Genomic DNA, 15,590 nt, shown 5'->3' with positions numbered 1-15,590 from the left:
AGCTTCCGCAGACTGTATTCGCTACACTTTCGGCTCAATGAAAGTGTCGAGAATAGGTTTTATATGTTGTCGGAAAAATGGCTAACGTTGTTTCAATCGTGTGCTTCAGAAAAACTAGTCGAATGTATTTTGCAGCGTCAAGCATATAATGACCCAGTTTCTTTATCGTCGTTTGCATTTCCAGAAAACTTACCCATTCCGTTGTGGCAAGAATTAGGTGGTGAACGTTTACAAGGCAAACTGTTGATTACGTATGGCGATGGCGTTAGCCAGTTGCAACATGAGCTAATCCCGGAAGATTTATTTGTGCAATATGTAGCTAAATATTTACAGTCTATTGGCGAGACGACATTAGCAGCGCAGTTACCTGTGCCGCCAGATGTATTTGAATATAAATAAATAAATTATTTTTCCTGTTCTTTTGCCCAAGAATCACGTAAACCCACCGTTAAATTAAATACTGTTGCGGTTTCGTTATGATCGTGTCGATCAGTACAAAAATAACCTTCACGTTCAAACTGAAATACTTCCTCGGCTTCGCAATCACGCAAACTCATTTCAGCTTTGCAGTTTTGCAAAACCGTCAGTGATGCAGGATTAATAAAATCTAAAAAAGTTTTGCCGTCATCGCGATTCGCATCGGGTAATGCTTCGGTAAATAAGCGATCGTAGATTCGAACTTCCGCATCTACACAGTAATCAGCGGAAACCCAATGAATCACGCCATTCACTTTGCGACCTTCCGGATTTTTGCCTAAGGTATCTGCGTCGTAGCTGCAGCGTAGCTCGATAATATTATCTTGCGCATCTTTAATGACTTGATTGCACTGAATTACATAACCACCGCGCAAGCGCACTTCGCCGCCGGTATTTAAGCGCTTCCATTTTTTCGGTGGAATTTCCGCAAAATCTTCTTGATCAATATAAATTTCGCGTGTCATCGGCACGGTACGCGAACCAAAACTCTCGTCTTTGGGATGATTTGGCAGATTCAATTTTTCGATTTGACCATCGGGATAATTTTCAATAACGACTTTAAGCGGATGCAACACACACATACGTCGTGCAGCATTTTTATCGAGATCATCGCGAATCGTAAATTCCAACATGCTAATGTCGACTAAGGAATCTGCTTTAGTAACACCGATTAATTCGCAAAAATTGCGAATCGCAGCAGGTGTATAACCGCGACGACGCAAGCCCGCAATTGTCGGCATGCGCGGATCATCCCAACTGTTTACGTGACCTTCGTCAACTAATTGTTTGAGTTTGCGTTTGCTGGTCAGGGCGTAACTTAAATTTAAACGCGCGAATTCGTATTGATGCGGGCGTGATGCGCAACTAACATTTTCTACGCACCAATCATACAGTGGACGATGGTCTTCAAATTCCAGGGTGCAAATAGAATGAGTAATACCTTCAATAGCATCGCTCAAGGCATGCGCAAAATCGTACATGGGATAAATACACCACGTATTGCCAGTTTGATGATGCGTCACTTTGCGAATGCGATACAAAATAGGATCGCGCAAATTAATATTAGGCGATGCCATATCAATTTTTGCGCGCAATATACATTCGCCTTCGGCAAAATCACCGTTGCGCATTTGCGCAAAGAGCGCAAGATTTTCCGTGACAGTGCGATCCCGATAAGGACTGGCTTTGCCAGGTTCTTTAAGAGTACCGCGATTTAGGCGAATTTGTTCAGCGTCTTGATGGTCGACGTAAGCTAATCCTTTTTGGATTAGCTCAACAGCTGCATCATGAATTGCTTGAAAATAATTTGAAGCATAACGAATATCGCCATGCCATTTAAAACCTAACCAACGTACGTCGTCTTGAATTGCGTCAATGTAAAGCTGTTCTTCTTTTTCAGGATTGGTATCGTCAAAACGCAAATTGCATTGACCGGCAAATTCTTCTGCCATGCCAAAATTTAAACAAATCGATTTAGCATGACCAATGTGTAAAAAACCATTGGGCTCAGGGGGGAAACGCGTCATAACGGCGCTGTGTCGACCTGCTTCCAGATCGTCACGAATAATATGACGAATAAAATGCGCCGGTGCTTTAGCTTCCTGATTCATGAAAGTTAATCTCGTTGAAGAATGTGCAAAGTGACAAAACGGCCGCCATTATAACGATAGTCGTGCGGCGGGGGGCGCCTGAATGCTAGGAACGGCCTATTTAACATATATATAGATAAGCAACAGCATAAAGAGCATTGCAGCCGGCCGGCAAAACGCTACACTAGTTTCTAAGCACGGGATCTTTTTTGGAAATGGTCTATCCAACTAAACTCTAATTAGCCCACTATTTACTGAATCTAACCAATCCATGACAGGGAGTAATTTAAGATGCCACGTTTGATTAACACCTCTTTTATTTTATTAATAAGCATCTGGGCTGGCTGGACGCAAGCTGCCGACGATGTGCAAATTACGATTAGCAATATTAAAAATACCCAAGGTCAGTTAATTGTAGAATTATTTGATGGAGAAAAAACCTTTTTGGAAAAACCCGCCGCGCGTAAAATTATTCCGATTGATGCGAGTTTAAAAGCACAGATTGTTTTTAGCGATATTAAGCCAGGTGTTTATGCAGCAACTGCCATTCACGATGCCAATGCAAACAGTAAAGTCGACACGAATTTTATTGGTATACCTAAAGAAGATATCGCATTTTCAAATGGCGCAGTACCGAATCGCGGCGCACCCAAGTTTAAAGATGCAAAAGTTACCGTGGATGATGCTCATCGCGTCATTGAGTTAAAATTTATTTCAAGCAAATAACGCCATCAGCGCGGATTGGTTTTGTTATGTGCAAAACCAGCCGCGCTATATTTATTTAGCGTAAACGTGCAACCACGTGATATGTCGGATAACGCGTTTCTTGCATAATTAATTCAAATCCATGTTGATCCAACCATTCGGGAATATTGCGTTTGTGCCAACTTTCTACGAATGGCTCATGTACAAACCGCGCCAATATATAAAAATAAATTCCCCGCCAACCGAATTTTTTAAATAAAATCCAAGGTCGTTCCTGTAATTGCTCAATTGCAGGTTCCAAGAAAGCGATCAGCCCGCCTGGTTTGAGAATGCGCCGAAATTCAATTAACGCCGCATCTGCATATTTAGGCGGCAACTCATGAAAAACAAAACACGCAGTAATGCCATCAAAACGTTGTGCAGGAAAAGTGGTTTGTTCGGCTAAACCTTGAACAAATTTCAACTGAGGATAACGGCGTGCGGCGTGCTGCAGCAAATAAGGCGACGCATCTAAACCCCATACATCAGTAATCTCTTGTTCATGTAAGGCTTGTGTTGAATGACCGCCACCACAACCAACATCCAAAACGCTTTTACATTGTTTAAATGTTTTTGCTAATAATCTGCGCTCTTCGCGGAGCGTGCCTAACATCGCTTGATCAAAGCCTTTGCTGTAACCACTGCTGACCATGCGCGAGTAATTGCCATTCGGCAAATTATGAAATTCTTGCAAAATATATTTCGGCAATGCCACATTAAGGGGCAAACCCTCTGCTAGTTGCACTGGATTTAAGCGTCGTAATAAAGCTTTGCGCATAAAACGCCACAAATCCCACGGCCACAGTAAACGTAATTCATCTGGCCAGCTTTTAGGTAGCTCTATCTCCGTCCAAGCGGGCGGTAGCGGATCGGTTTGATAATCCATATGAGTTGTTGCTTAATCCACATCAATCAAGGTGACTATTGTAACCAAAGAAAGGTTAGCAACGTTGCCTCGTTTTATTAGAGCTGCTCCGCAAATAGGGTGATAACTGGGAAATACAGTTGCATTTTTTATAGAGGCATCGCATATTCGCTGCGTGTCGCGGTGTGGCTTAAAGACTATCCCGGATAATTAATAGAATATTGATTAGTGGCGCCTGTAATAGTTGACGCTGACTGAATGGAATTGTGCGAATAATCTAAATTGAATTTTTGGAGAGTGGCGATGAATGTATTAAAAAACAAAATAGCCCGTGGCTTGGTGATGATTGGACTGCTCGGTGCTATGTCGAGTGTGCTGGCTGCGCCCGGTAGCTTAGATACGAGTTTTGGTGCGGGTGGTGTGTTAGTGAGTCCTACTTCAGCACCGAGCAACCGTGTATTCGCTAATGCGACAGCCGTCGTGCCGAATGGCAAACTGGTAACAGCGGGTCGTAGCATGTTTCCCAACAATTTTGCTGTTTTCACTCGTCATAACAGCAACGGTACCTTAGATGCGACTTTTGGGGGCACGGGTGAATTATTCGTGACCCCGTCGATTACAGTAAGTAATGCTCGTGTCGAAGCAGTGGTAGTGCAGCCCGATGGAAAAGTGATTGGCGCGGGTTACGGCCGAAACGCTTTAAATACCAAAAGCTTTGTATGGATCCTGCGTTTAAATGTTAACGGTAGCTTGGACAGTAGTTTTGGCGTTAATGGCCATCAATTGTTTTATCCTATTGATGACGCTAGTTCCGTGCATGTTAGCGCTGTCGGATTACAAGCGGACGGTAAAATTGTCGTGGCGGGTAGTAGTTCTCCTGTATCCGTTAGTGATGGGCTCTTGGTTCGCTTAAACAGTAACGGCAGCCTTGATACCTCTTTTGATGGAGATGGCATTGCCTGGAAAAACTTGGGTGATGATGAATCTTTCTACAATTTGGCGTTGCAAGCCGACGGCAAAATTATCGCAGTGGGTGGTGGATATAATAGTGATGGTAATTATGGCGGTTTAGTAGCGCGTTTTAATGCCGATGGCAGCGTTGACAATAGTTTTGGTAGTAACGGCGTCGTCATCACGTTGACCAGTTTGGGTCAAGACAGTGAGTTTTATGGTGTGACCATTCAACCGGATGGCAAAATTGTCGCGGGCGGCTGGTTTGATGGTCCTGATGATCGCGATACCTTCGTGGTGCGCTTCAATAGTAATGGTAGTTTGGATACCAGTTTTGGGGTGTTGGGTCGATTTGAAGCAGACCTTAACGGCAGTGGTGGCGACGATCAGATCTCTAGAGCGCTGGCGTTACAGCCGGATAGTAAAATTGTCGCGGCCGCTGATTTTAATGGTCCCATGGCCGCATTGCGCTTGAATGCCAATGGCAGCCGTGATGTCAGTTTTGGTGCTAACGGGGTGGCGACAACGAATATCGGTAATAACAACGGTTCTCATGCATATGCTCTTGCGGTGCAGCCGGATGGCAAAATTGTAGCGGCCGGTTATTATAATGATCCTTTGGTAGGTGGTAATCGACGTTTTGCTTTAGTGCGTTATCTGGCGAATGATGCGAATAACGATGGCATTGCAGAACCGTGGGGTGTAACGCCGGCAAACTTTGGATTGGGTGAAGAGCGCGCCTTCAATCGCAGTGTACAAACAACCAGCGGCATTCGCATTGCCGGTTTAGATGATAATGTTTTTGTTCCTGCGACTATCACCAATGCTGAATTTTCGATCAATGGTGCAAGCTATCAATCATTCGGTTATGTGCGAAATGGTGATACCGTCAATGTTCGTTATGATTCGAAGGATTTAAATGACGTAGCGTTTGCGGTGGGTGGTGTGCACGCGAGTAATAACTTAGCCTTTTTAGCGGGCGGTCTCTATCAAAGTTTAACGGGTGCGTTGGTTGCTGCTGATGATGAATTAGCAGAAAACCAAAAAGGCAGTGGTTCTGCATCATGGTTATTTTTAATGATGTTAGGTTTGCCTTTGTTATTACGTCGTCGTGCTGCATAAATATTTGGCGCCGCAAAAAAAATTAAGTAGTAAGCAAAAACAATGAGTGTTTATTTTTTATTTAACTGAAAAGAACGGGGAACCACATGAAGAAGTTTAATTTAGTAGCGTGTGCAAGTGCTCTTATGGTCTTAGCTTTATCAGTACAACCTGCAGCAGCAGCATTAAAAGCCAACGTCGGTGGTTTGAGCGATTACGTTTATCGCGGTGTTCAACAATCAAGCGGTACCGGTTATGCTGGTATTGATTACGACATCGCCGGTGCTTATGTGGGTGCATGGGCTGCTGATATGCCGCTCGGTATCGAAACTGATTTATATGCCGGTTATGGTTTTGCATTTACTGAAAATCTGTCTTTGAAAGGTGGTGTATTAGGTTATTTCTATTCTGACGATGCTTATGACGATGCCTATGAAATTGGCGCAACCTTTACGGCATGGTTTGCCAGCATTGAAATAGCAAAAGGCGTTGTTGATACGAATCCTGACACTGATTACACCTTCGTTGCTCTGACCGGTAACTATAAAGATGTGTATGCAAAAGTGGGCGCGTTTGGAGATGACCTTGACGGCAATTACTTTGAAATTGGTTTAAAGAAAAAAGTAAATGACTTCACCGTCGGCGCCGCTTTAGTTAACGCTGATGAAGACTTAGATGACCAAGCAAAATTAGTTTTTGATCTGAAATATGAGTTTGATGTTTTATAAGTTGTAACACTCTTTAAGAAATTAAAAGCCCCGCCTAGCGGGGCTTTTTTTATAATGCTAAATAAAACACTTGGTTATTGAATGCGTGTTAAATGTGTTTTTGTAAGTTGCGATAGCTAATCGCTTCTGCCATATCGTGAGTAGTGATTAAATCGCGATTCGCAAGATCACAAATCGTACGTGCAATGCGTAACACGCGGTGATAGGCCCGAGCGGAAAGGTTTAAACGTTGAAAGGCGCTTTGTAATAATAATTGCGCGGCGTCTTCCATCGGTGCATGGCGTTCTAACGCTTTGTTAGATAAACGTGCATTGACTACGCCTTGACGGTTAATTTGTTTTTCATAAGCGGCAATGACGCGCAGACGTACTAGTGCAGACGTTTCATTTTGTTTTAGCTCGGCAGGACTTTGCGTTTGCAATACATTCACCGGTACGCGCGGTACTTCAATATGCAAATCAATGCGATCTAATACTGGGCCTGAAATTTTATTTTGATAACGTAATACTTGATCCGGCGTACAGCGACAATTTTTTTGTGTATCACCTAAATAACCACAAGGACAAGGATTCATCGCCGCGATTAATTGAAACTCGGCAGGGAATTCTGCTTGGCGTGCCGCGCGTGAAATAATAATGCGGCCTTTTTCTAAAGGCTCGCGCAACACTTCTAGAACTTTGCGATCAAATTCTGGTAATTCATCTAAAAATAATACGCCGTGATGCGCGAGTGAAATTTCACCCGGTCGTGGATTTGAACCGCCACCGACTAAGGCAACAGCAGATGCGGTGTGATGCGGTGCGCGATACGGCCGCACGCCCCATTGCGTTGCATCAAATCCTTGATCGGAAATAGATTGAATCGCGGCGCTTTCTTGTGCGTGTACCACGCTCATTGGCGGTAACAAACCTACCAGACGACTTGCTAACATGGTTTTGCCGGTGCCCGGTGGTCCGCGCATTAATAAATTATGGCCGCCGGCTGCAGCAATTTCTAATGCGCGTTTCGCTTGTTGTTGACCGCGTACGTCTGCAAGGTCAGCGTGCAAAACAGTTTGATGAGGCTGTGGAGTAATGACGTTATGTGCAATCGCCGTGAGTGTGTCAGCATTTTGTAAATGCGCGCACACGTCTAATAAATGTTTAGCGGAATATGCGCGTAAGCTGGGTAATAAACTCGCTTCTAATGCGTTGGCTTCGGGCAATAACAATGCACGTTCGCTATCAGCGCAGGCTAAGCCTGTAGGTAATACACCTTGCACGCCGCGTAATTCGCCGCTTAATGATAATTCACCGATGATTTCGTATTGTGCTAAAGGCGCGAGCGGAATTTGTTGTGATGCTGCGAGTATGCCGAGTGCAATCGCTAAATCAAAACGGCCGCCTTCTTTGGGTAAATCAGCTGGCGCAAGATTAACGGTGATACGTCGTGCAGGAAATTCAAAACGTGAATTTAAAATAGCGGCGCGCACGCGATCTTTGCTTTCGCGAACGGCGGCTTCTGGCAAACCGACAATGGATAATGCCGGCAGGCCGTTGCTCATGTGAACTTCAACTGTAACGAGTGGCGCTTGTAAACCGGTGAGAGCGCGAGTGTAAAGCACGGCTAACGACATTTTTTAACATCTCCCTGTTGTATTTATAATCCTTCGTCTGCGCGAAGTGAGCCCGATCTTAACATGCGTTATTTCAGAACGGCATGTTTAAAAGCGCGAGTAAACGTTAACGTTGATTTTCTAATTCAGCGATTCGCGCTTCGAGTTTATTTAATTCGGCGCGCGTTTTTTCTAAGACTTGACGTTGAATATCAAATTCTTCGCGCGTGACTAAATCCAATTTTTGAAAAGAAGCCTGTAACAAGCTGCGAACATTACGTTCGATCTCAGCTTTGGCTGCTTCGAGATTGGGTGCATTAGTAAGATTAGCTAATTGCGGCGGAATCAATTGGCTGAGTTTGTCAGCAAGTTCGTTGAGGAAGTTGGGCTTGACCACGGCAGTGCTCCAATAAGGTGAGGCTCTATTGTGCCATTGTATTTCTTTCTGTGAATGCCTTTATTTGGTGCGACTGCGCGAAAAGCTGCGCACCAAATAAAGGCATCTGCGGATGATAGAGATTCAAAATCTCGGCTGGATCTAAAAATTTCGATCTGAATTTAGCTAACTTACTGTTTTAAAAAGCCTTGCCCAAGTTGGCATAGTAGCTGCTATTGCCTGCCCCAATAGAAATAAGTACGCCACGCAGCGGGATAGCGCGAGAACTTTGGTGTAGAGCTGCGGGATGATGCAGCGGAGGTGATTAAGTGAAGATCACAAATCCCACTTGATCAGATTGAACGGTGTCACGGTGCGAGTTTTATTTAAAGCGCAGTGATGATTAACAACGAAGGAGAAATAACGTGAAATTAATAACTGCAATTATTAAACCCTTCAAGCTTGATGACGTGCGTGAAGCATTGTCACAAGTCGGTGTACAGGGCGTAACGGTAACGGAAGTAAAAGGTTTTGGCCGACAAAAAGGTCATACCGAGTTATATCGTGGCGCTGAATATGTCGTTGATTTTTTGCCCAAGGTAAAACTTGAAGTGGCCATTGATGATGCGCAAGTTGAGCGTGTTATCGAAACCATCATTAAAGCAGCGCAAACCGGCAAAATCGGTGACGGCAAAATTTTTGTCACCACGCTTGAACAAGTCATTCGTATTCGTACGGGTGAAACCGGCAGCGAAGCTATTTAAGTTTCTCTCATATTTTGAATCGCATGTAAGGAGTGAAATTCATGATCGTTAATAAAAAAACGGGGTTGGCGACATTGCTGACTGCTGTTCTACCGGGTTCAGCATTTGCAGCTGAACTTAATTCGGGTGATACCGCGTGGATGTTAACTGCAACCGCATTAGTGTTGTTGATGACGATTCCAGGCTTAGCATTGTTTTATGCGGGCATGGTACGTGCAAAAAACGTGTTGTCGGTATTCATGCAATGTTTTGCAATCACGGCGTTAATCAGTGTGTTGTGGGTGGTGTATGGTTATAGTCTCGCGTTTGATGTGACCGGCATGCAAGCAGATGTTGTAAACCGTGCTTCTTTCATTGGTGGCTTCGGTAAAGCATTCATGCAAGGTGTAGGCGTGAGTAGTTTAAGTTACGCCATTCCTGAATCAGTGTTTGCCACTTTTCAAATGACTTTCGCCATTATTACACCGGCGTTGATCGTAGGTGCTTTTGCTGAACGCATGAAATTTTTATCTATGTTGTTGTTTACTACCTTGTGGTTCACCTTCGCTTATTTACCGATTGCACACATGGTGTGGGCGGGTGATGGCGGCTTGTTGTGGGATTGGGGCGTACTCGATTTTGCAGGCGGCACGGTTGTACATATCAATGCGGGTATTGCCGGTTTAGTGGCAGCATTAGTCATTGGTAAACGTAAAGGTTATCCCACCGCTGCTATGCCTCCGCATAATTTAGGCTACACCTTAATCGGTGCTGCATTATTGTGGGTAGGTTGGTTTGGCTTTAATGCTGGCAGCGCAGTGGCTGCAAACGGCACTGCTGGTATGGCGATGTTGGTAACGCAAGTTGCGACTGCCGCAGCAGCGTTAACGTGGATGTTTGCTGAGTGGATCACGCATGGCAAACCTAGCTTGTTAGGTATTGCATCTGGCGCGGTTGCTGGTTTAGTAGCGATTACACCGGCTTCTGGCACTGCAGGTCCTATGGGCGCATTGTTGATTGGTTTAGCCGCTGGCGTAATTTGTTTCTTGGCAGCTACTCGTTTGAAACGCGCATTTAAATACGATGACTCATTAGATGCATTTGGTGTGCATGCTGTGGGTGGTATCGTCGGTGCGTTATTAACGGGCGTTTGTGCAGATGCAAGTTTAGGCGGCGTAGGTTTAGCTGAAGGTATGTCAATCGGCAGCCAAGTGTGGATTCAAGCTAAAGGTGTATTAGTCACCGTTGCTTGGACTGCTATCGTGAGCTTAATTATCTTAAAGCTCATCGACTGGACGATTGGTTTACGTGTAACAGAAGAAGCCGAAACAGTAGGCTTGGATTTATCTGAACACAATGAACGTGGTTATATTCTCTAAGTAATAATTAATATCCGAACGAAAAAAAGCCCCTGCATTACTGTAGGGGCTTTTTTATGCTTCGTCGTTTTTTTATAAATTAAATTAACGCGCTTGAATTAATAAATTGGAATTAACGCGCTTGGCGTTTTTTGAAAAACTCCGGTTGCGCAAATGCAGCGGTATGAATTTCTGCATTGTAATAAACCGTTTCAAAGTTTTTCTTTTCCGCCGCTTCACGACGTTTGAAGTTAATGGTTTGCTTCGCAGCAATAGTGGCCGACCACCAACCGCTGGGATAAATCGGCTGTGGAAAAAATAACGTTTTGGTATCAACAAAACCCGCAGCACGAGTGATATCGTGCATCGCCCAGGTGACGCGCTGTGCGTGTAATAACGGTGATTCGCTTTGTTGAATTAGCAAACCATGTTCGCCTAAGGCTTTATGACAAGCGCGATAAAACGGTTCTTGAAATAAACCTTCAGCAGGTCCGACGGGATCGGTGCTATCAACAATAATTAAATCGATTGATCCAGGCGCTGCATTATTAATCCAAGCAATGCCATCTTCGAATTGTAAATGCGCACGGGGATCATTATTCGCTTCACATAATTCAGGAAAGAATTTTTCAGCTGCGCGGGTTACCGCTTCATCAATTTCAATTTGCCAGGCATTTTCTACGCAATCATGTTTCAGCACTTCACGTAAGGTACCGCAATCGCCGCCGCCAATGATGACGACATTTTTGGGATGCGGATGCGAGAATAAAGCCGGATGCGACATCATTTCGTGATAAAGAAAATTATCACGCTCGGTCACCATCGTGCAGCCATCCAAGACCATGAATTTACCAAACCCCTGCGTCTGAAAAACCTGCAAATGTTGGTAAGGTGTTTGTTCGTCTAATAAGGTTGCTTCGATGCGCAAACCAAACGCGGTGCCGTCATCGGGCATTTTTTCATAAAACCAATTTGGATCTTTTAATGACATGGTCATACCTATTGATTAAGATTTCGATTCGCCTGCATTTGCTGGCATGTGCCAACATGAGACAGTGACCGCCCGCAGTGGTGGGCATCGTCGTTAGGCGCGCAATGTTGCTGATTAGCTAAAGGAAGTCAACCAAACATGACAAAGTGGTCCATCGCCAAAGCCCGTGAACGTTTCAATATCGATCACTGGAGTGAAGGTTATTTCGATATTGATGCTAACGGCGAAGTGGTTTGTCGTCCCTGCGCGGCGGATAACAACGCGCAATGGCCCCTTAAAGCTGTCGCCGAAGCCGCAGTACAAGCGGGTTTGGGTTTCCCCGTGCTAATCCGCTTTCAGGATATTTTGACACACCGAGTACGAAATTTATGTGACGCTTTTGATAAAGCACGTGCGAAGCGCGGCTATACCGCGCGCCATACTGCGGTCTATCCCATCAAAGTAAATCAACAACGCTGTGTAGTAGAACAAATTAGCCAAGCGTATCCAGGCCGTGTCGGTTTAGAAGCAGGCAGCAAGCCGGAGTTAATGGCGATTTTGGCGCAAACGTTTTATCGCCAAGATGCGGATGATCACGACACCTTAATTTGCAATGGTTACAAAGATCGTGAGTACATTCGTTTAGCGTTGATTGGTCGACAATTAGGCAAACGGATTTTTATTGTCATCGAACAAGTCAGTGAACTCGAAACGGTATTGCGCGAAGCAGCGGCTTTAGGCATTGAACCGTTGCTGGGTATTCGTATGCGGCTGGCTTCTATCGGCAAAGGTAAATGGCAAAACACCGGCGGTGAACTGGGCAAGTTTGGAATGTCGGCAACCCAACTATTAGCCGCACTCGATAAATTACGTGCGGCAAATAGTTTGCAGCATTTGAAGTTATTACATTTTCACATGGGTTCACAAATTGCAGATTTAGATGATATTCGCGCGGGCGTGAGTGAGTCTGCGCGCATTTATGCTGAGTTACATCAGTTAGGTGCGGCGATTGAAGTGTTGGATATTGGCGGCGGCTTAGGTATCGACTACGACGGCACGCAATCAGTGAATGAGTTTTCGATTAATTATCGCGCCGAAGATTATGCAGAAGCCGTGATTAACACAGTTGCAGATGTTTGCGCGAAGCATCATTTGCCCACACCTGAAATCATTACCGAATCGGGTCGTGCATTAACGGCGCATCATGCCGTATTAGTCACTAATGTTGTTGACGTTGAAAAATTCCAAACGCATCAAACTCGCCCAGAAATAAATTCCGCCAAGGGTGCGCAACCACATTCCATTGTGGTTGAGTTAGATCGTTTATACGAACAAGCGGATGCAGCCTTAGGGCCCGACGAAGCAGTAGCAGTATTGCAACTCGCTAAAGCGCAATTACGTTTTTCGCATACGCAATTTAATAATGGCACGTTAAATTTATTAGCTCGCGCAGAAATCGAACGTTTTGCTTTAGCGTTGTTTTATCGCATCCGCGATAAACTAGCAGATAGTGGCCGTCATTTAGAAATTTTTGAAGAATTAAATCAAAAATTAGCGGACAAATACTTCTGTAATTTTTCCGTATTCCAATCAGTGCCGGACGTATGGGGCTTGGGTCAAACATTTCCCATTCTGCCTTTATCGCGCTTGCAGGAACCTTTAACGCAACACGCTATTTTGCATGACATGACCTGCGATTCAGATGGCCAAATTAAAGAATACGTCGATAACGGCGTTGTTCGTAAAACCATGCCATTGCACGCGATCAAAGAAGATGAAACTTATTTAATCGGAATTTTCTTAACAGGTGCTTATCAAGAAATTTTAGGTGATATTCATAATTTATTTGGCGACACGCATTCTATTAATGTCAGCATGACCGAAAATGGTCAATATCGGTTAGCAGAGCCAGAACCCGGCGATCGCATTGATGAGTTGTTGCGTTATGTGCATTACGATACAGAAAAATTATTGCAACAATATCGTGCAAAATTAGATGCGACTAATTTAAGCACCGCCATAAAAGCGCAATATTTTCACGAGCTGGAGTCTGGTCTGTCGGGCTACACTTATTTGGAAGATTGAGGCTGCTTACCTTATGAAAATTATTGCTGATGAAAACATCGCCGAAGTTAAACAAGCCTTTGCAAGTTTAGGCGATGTGCATTTAAAAGCGGGCCGCACTATTAATGCGGTTGATGTAGAAAATGCAGACATATTATTAGTGCGCTCCGTTACACCGGTCAATGCAGCCTTACTTAAAAATTCTAAAGTTAGATTCGTCGCTTCCGCCACCATCGGCACCGATCATGTGGATCTAGATTATCTTGCAGCGCAAGGCATAGGTTTTGCGCATGCGCCGGGTTGTAATGCGAATGCGGTGGCCGAATATGTATTAAGCGCCTTGTGTCATGTATTGCAATCATCAGAAATACAAAAAACCACCATCGGCATTATTGGCAACGGCAACGTAGGCTCGCGCTTAGCAGAAAAATTAAATATTTTAGGCTGGCAGTATAAACTCAACGATCCTTTCTTGGCTGCACAAGATAACAATGCTCAATACGTTTCATTAGATGAAATAATCGAAACCTGTGATGTGATTAGTTTGCACGTGCCGTTAACACACGCGGGTCTTTATCCCACGCAGCATTTGTTTAATGCCGCGCGCATTAATAAATTAAAATCTAAGACCGTGTTAATCAACACTGCACGCGGCGCGGTTATTGATAACGAGGCTTTAAATATTCGTTTGCAAAAACACAATGATTTACGCGTGGTGTTAGATGTATGGGAGCACGAGCCGCATATTGCTGCTGAGCTGTTGAGTAAAGTAAAACTCGCTACTCCGCATATCGCCGGTTATAGCGTAGAAGGTAAATTACGCGGCACCGAACAGATCTATCACGCAGCGTGGCAGTATTGTATGGCGAGTACTTCTTTGCCGCCGGCGTGGTACAAACCCGTTGCAGTGATTAATAAACAAATTGCCTTGCCTAATAATACGCCAGCAGCATTATGCGCGGCGTATCATGCCTTGTACGACATCGCCAAAGATGATGAGGCGATGCGCACACAACCGTTAACGGCAACGCGTTTCGACGAATTGCGTAAACATTATACTTTGCGTAATGAAGCGCCGACTTTGCAACTGTTAAGTCATGTGCCGCAATTGGAAATTGATTTTGCAGCGTTGGGTTTTGCTGTGTAATTTTTCCTACTTCCTAGCCTTCCTCTGGAATCTCAGGTTCTACTAGCAGCGCGAGCATATTAAGAGATTGTTGCCAGCCGAAAGCAACAGGCACTACATGCTATTAGAGACCTTTGCACGAGCCACTATTTTTTGCATTGAGTAAAATGTAGCCCAGATGAGCGCAGCGTAATCTGGGAGGAGATTTTTGATTCCTTATCATTTGATGCGTCAGTCTTTCGCGATATTGTGAAGAACCCTCCCGGATTGCGCCGCATAAATTCGGCTTCATCCAGGCTACATTTTATGCAGAGCCACTTTGCTAGGCCACGCGACATTTTATTTATATTAAATATAACAGCGGCAATCCTCGTGTCCTTGCTTAAGCCGCCATCACTTGGCGTTTCTTATAATTGTTCGGATGGATTCAAGCGATATTTATAATTCAGTATCTGTATCCAGCGTGTACAATTAAGTTAAGATCAATTTTTTCGTAAAGGTGCGCCATGCCTACTATTAATTTCGCTATTCGTGGCGAACACATCCAGCTCGATCAATTATTAAAAGCCACCGGTTTGGTGTCCTCAGGTGGTATTGCGCATGTTGAAATTGCGAAAGGCGCGGTAAAAGTTGACGGAGAGGTGGAGTTGCGCAAACGAGCCAAGTTACGATTCGGCCAACATGTTGCATATGAGGATACCGTGATCGTGTTAGAGGCGACTCCTTAAAATTTTTAGGAAATTTTAGCTGGGAGGCTATAGGCCGCAGCTAAGACTTAAATTTCAAAGAACGTATTCACTGTTTAATAGTGCAAGTTACCTCTCTGGCATTGCTTATCTAAACTCAGCTTAGACATCTCCCTATCAGCCGTAATGAGCCAAATATTTTTAAGTCTTATTGAAAA

The 15,590-nt window shown here is 44.3% G+C and carries 14 protein-coding genes; 9 read left to right on the top strand and 5 right to left on the bottom strand.

What is annotated here, in order from left to right:
* Positions 1–63 precede the first annotated feature (63 nt).
* Positions 64–399, top strand: coding sequence for a hypothetical protein (locus H0W44_02580; GenBank protein ID MBA3581319.1), 336 nt, complete (start codon positions 64–66; stop codon positions 397–399).
* 5 nt (positions 400–404) lie between these two features.
* Here H0W44_02580 and H0W44_02575 read toward each other — a convergent pair whose 3' ends face one another.
* A complete protein-coding gene (locus H0W44_02575) occupies positions 405–2,087 on the bottom strand; it encodes a glutamine--tRNA ligase/YqeY domain fusion protein (GenBank protein MBA3581318.1) in 1,683 nt (560 codons plus the stop codon).
* A gap of 270 nt (positions 2,088–2,357) precedes the next feature.
* Between H0W44_02575 and H0W44_02570 the strand changes: the two genes are divergently transcribed.
* The gene (locus H0W44_02570) at positions 2,358–2,792 is read left to right on the top strand and encodes a DUF2141 domain-containing protein (protein MBA3581317.1); all 435 of its coding nucleotides are present in this window, start codon (positions 2,358–2,360) and stop codon (positions 2,790–2,792) included.
* A 55-nt stretch (positions 2,793–2,847) separates the two neighbouring features.
* Here H0W44_02570 and H0W44_02565 read toward each other — a convergent pair whose 3' ends face one another.
* The gene (locus tag H0W44_02565; GenBank protein ID MBA3581316.1) at positions 2,848–3,696 is read right to left on the bottom strand and encodes a class I SAM-dependent methyltransferase; all 849 of its coding nucleotides are present in this window, start codon (positions 3,694–3,696) and stop codon (positions 2,848–2,850) included.
* Between the two features lie 282 nt (positions 3,697–3,978).
* On the opposite strand from H0W44_02565, the gene H0W44_02560 reads away from it, so the two are divergent.
* Positions 3,979–5,748 (top strand): hypothetical protein, encoded by a 1,770-nt coding sequence (locus H0W44_02560; GenBank protein MBA3581315.1) that lies wholly within the window; start codon positions 3,979–3,981, stop codon positions 5,746–5,748.
* An 86-nt stretch (positions 5,749–5,834) separates the two neighbouring features.
* Positions 5,835–6,455 carry a hypothetical protein gene (locus H0W44_02555; GenBank protein ID MBA3581314.1) on the top strand — a complete coding sequence of 207 codons (621 nt, stop codon included), beginning with the start codon at positions 5,835–5,837 and terminating at the stop codon, positions 6,453–6,455.
* A gap of 88 nt (positions 6,456–6,543) precedes the next feature.
* On the opposite strand, the gene H0W44_02550 is transcribed toward H0W44_02555, so the two are convergent.
* A complete protein-coding gene (locus H0W44_02550; GenBank protein MBA3581313.1) occupies positions 6,544–8,070 on the bottom strand; it encodes a YifB family Mg chelatase-like AAA ATPase in 1,527 nt (508 codons plus the stop codon).
* Between the two features lie 106 nt (positions 8,071–8,176).
* Entirely contained in the window at positions 8,177–8,446 is a 270-nt protein-coding gene (locus H0W44_02545) for an accessory factor UbiK family protein (protein MBA3581312.1), read from the bottom strand.
* Positions 8,447–8,850: 404 nt separating this feature from the next.
* Between H0W44_02545 and glnK the strand changes: the two genes are divergently transcribed.
* Together glnK and H0W44_02535 are read left to right on the top strand one after the other, a co-directional pair.
* Positions 8,851–9,189, top strand: coding sequence for a P-II family nitrogen regulator (gene glnK, locus H0W44_02540; protein ID MBA3581311.1), 339 nt, complete (start codon positions 8,851–8,853; stop codon positions 9,187–9,189).
* A 41-nt stretch (positions 9,190–9,230) separates the two neighbouring features.
* Positions 9,231–10,547, top strand: coding sequence for an ammonium transporter (locus tag H0W44_02535; GenBank protein MBA3581310.1), 1,317 nt, complete (start codon positions 9,231–9,233; stop codon positions 10,545–10,547).
* A gap of 112 nt (positions 10,548–10,659) precedes the next feature.
* Here the strand turns inward: H0W44_02535 and speE are convergent, their stop codons facing one another.
* Positions 10,660–11,517, bottom strand: a complete 858-nt coding sequence (speE, locus tag H0W44_02530; GenBank protein MBA3581309.1) for a polyamine aminopropyltransferase — start codon at positions 11,515–11,517, stop codon at positions 10,660–10,662.
* Positions 11,518–11,655: 138 nt separating this feature from the next.
* Between speE and speA the strand changes: the two genes are divergently transcribed.
* The 3 genes from speA to H0W44_02515 all read left to right on the top strand — a co-directional run bounded on the left by speA (position 11,656) and on the right by H0W44_02515 (position 15,414).
* Positions 11,656–13,581, top strand: a complete 1,926-nt coding sequence (gene speA / locus H0W44_02525) for a biosynthetic arginine decarboxylase (protein ID MBA3581308.1) — start codon at positions 11,656–11,658, stop codon at positions 13,579–13,581.
* A 13-nt stretch (positions 13,582–13,594) separates the two neighbouring features.
* Positions 13,595–14,707, top strand: coding sequence for a 4-phosphoerythronate dehydrogenase (locus H0W44_02520; protein MBA3581307.1), 1,113 nt, complete (start codon positions 13,595–13,597; stop codon positions 14,705–14,707).
* Positions 14,708–15,192: 485 nt separating this feature from the next.
* Positions 15,193–15,414: an RNA-binding S4 domain-containing protein gene (locus tag H0W44_02515; protein MBA3581306.1), complete on the top strand. Its 222-nt coding sequence runs from the start codon at positions 15,193–15,195 to the stop codon at positions 15,412–15,414.
* Positions 15,415–15,590: the final 176 nt, after the last annotated feature.

The organism is Gammaproteobacteria bacterium (genome assembly GCA_013817245.1).
In the GTDB taxonomy this organism is placed as follows: Bacteria; Pseudomonadota; Gammaproteobacteria; order HTCC5015; family HTCC5015; genus JACDDA01.
This window is presented reverse-complemented; position numbering and strand designations above follow the sequence as displayed.

Excerpts from the sequence above, each read along its gene's own strand:
- H0W44_02580 (MBA3581319.1), top strand. The coding sequence starts at position 64 with ATGTTGTCGGAAAAATGGCTAACGTTGTTTCAATCGTGTGCTTCAGAA.
- H0W44_02575 (MBA3581318.1), bottom strand. The coding sequence starts at position 2,087 with ATGAATCAGGAAGCTAAAGCACCGGCGCATTTTATTCGTCATATTATT.
- H0W44_02570 (MBA3581317.1), top strand. The coding sequence starts at position 2,358 with ATGCCACGTTTGATTAACACCTCTTTTATTTTATTAATAAGCATCTGG.
- H0W44_02565 (MBA3581316.1), bottom strand. The coding sequence starts at position 3,696 with ATGGATTATCAAACCGATCCGCTACCGCCCGCTTGGACGGAGATAGAG.
- H0W44_02560 (MBA3581315.1), top strand. The coding sequence starts at position 3,979 with ATGAATGTATTAAAAAACAAAATAGCCCGTGGCTTGGTGATGATTGGA.
- H0W44_02555 (MBA3581314.1), top strand. The coding sequence starts at position 5,835 with ATGAAGAAGTTTAATTTAGTAGCGTGTGCAAGTGCTCTTATGGTCTTA.
- H0W44_02550 (MBA3581313.1), bottom strand. The coding sequence starts at position 8,070 with ATGTCGTTAGCCGTGCTTTACACTCGCGCTCTCACCGGTTTACAAGCG.
- H0W44_02535 (MBA3581310.1), top strand. The coding sequence starts at position 9,231 with ATGATCGTTAATAAAAAAACGGGGTTGGCGACATTGCTGACTGCTGTT.
- speE (MBA3581309.1), bottom strand. The coding sequence starts at position 11,517 with ATGTCATTAAAAGATCCAAATTGGTTTTATGAAAAAATGCCCGATGAC.
- speA (MBA3581308.1), top strand. The coding sequence starts at position 11,656 with ATGACAAAGTGGTCCATCGCCAAAGCCCGTGAACGTTTCAATATCGAT.
- H0W44_02520 (MBA3581307.1), top strand. The coding sequence starts at position 13,595 with ATGAAAATTATTGCTGATGAAAACATCGCCGAAGTTAAACAAGCCTTT.
- H0W44_02515 (MBA3581306.1), top strand. The coding sequence starts at position 15,193 with ATGCCTACTATTAATTTCGCTATTCGTGGCGAACACATCCAGCTCGAT.